This window comes from Oleiphilus sp. HI0123, from assembly GCF_001635315.1.
In genome coordinates this window covers 1-1,069 of record NZ_LWGE01000472.1, presented here as the reverse complement: position 1 = coordinate 1,069, position 1,069 = coordinate 1, and the positions used below count along the sequence as shown (strand labels likewise).

Genomic DNA, 1,069 nt, shown 5'->3' with positions numbered 1-1,069 from the left:
CGGGCCAGGAGCCACTGCGTGAATTAGTTGAGGGCTTGAATAAGCCATATCACCTGATTGGTGGTGCTGATGTGGCTGCAGAACTTGATGCAAAACGTGCAATTAATCAGGGTACGCGTTTGGCATTGGATATCTAAAGTCTTTAGATAAACAAGCAGCAAACAGAGCCGAGCTAGAGTTTCCTAGTTCGGCTTTTTTGTGCCATTCGCGTGCTGGTGGGAGAATAATTAAGCTATTCCTGCACCTCAAACTGCTTCTTGAAGGCTTGCAAGCCTTCCTGAACCAAGTCATAGGTCTTATCGATATTCTCGGCAATCTCACCTTCTAACACTCCTAATCCATCGAGTATCTCGCGTGCTTCAGAAAATCCGGTATCAATACCACCGCTAATAATATCGACAAACTTTTCGACTTGCTCACTCTCGTTCAATTCAGGGTGTTGTTGTTGATAAAGTGGAAACAGGCTAGTCGAGAAATTAACAATCCGGCCCGCTGTCGCTTCGGGTGAGACGTCCAGGCCTTGCTCATAACCGGACTGGATTGAGTTTTCGCCAAAGTCACCTTCTAGCTCTTTATTGATCGCATCGATAGCGGTCTGATAAAGCAGGCTCATAGGTTCGTTCTTGACGCTGAGGCTAACTTCGTAGTTAGCATTCAACACGGCAGCATTGAATTCTTTGCGAAGGGCCTCTACTTGACCAATTTGCTCTGTGCCATCACTTTGCGGTGAAGACCTTGCGTCACTAGAAGTAGTTTTTTCAGGTACGGACGATATATTAAGTCGGGTGTCGATTTGGCTAACAGGCATATGAACACTCCTCAGTAGCGGTAGGTCTTGATTAATTATTGACCAGTGCGTGGGGAGCAGCAAGCAAAACTTGGTAAGTATTTGTTCCTTATAGATGGCTAGCTGAGGCTATTGAGAAAACTTTTTTCGAAGGCGGGACAGGCTAACGGGCGTCATGCCGAGAAACGAGGCGATATGGTATTGGGGGATGCGCTCCAGGAAGTGAGGGTATTCTTTACAAAACCACTTGTAACGTTGTTCACCGTTATTGAGTAGCCGCTT

The 1,069-nt window shown here is 46.4% G+C and carries 1 protein-coding gene; it reads right to left on the bottom strand.

Annotated elements, in window-relative coordinates; translation table 11 throughout:
* Positions 1-232: 232 nt before the first annotated feature.
* Positions 233-808 (bottom strand): DUF5610 domain-containing protein, encoded by a 576-nt coding sequence (locus tag A3761_RS04510; RefSeq protein WP_068553373.1) that lies wholly within the window; start codon positions 806-808, stop codon positions 233-235.
* Between the last annotated feature and the right edge of the window lie 261 nt (positions 809-1,069).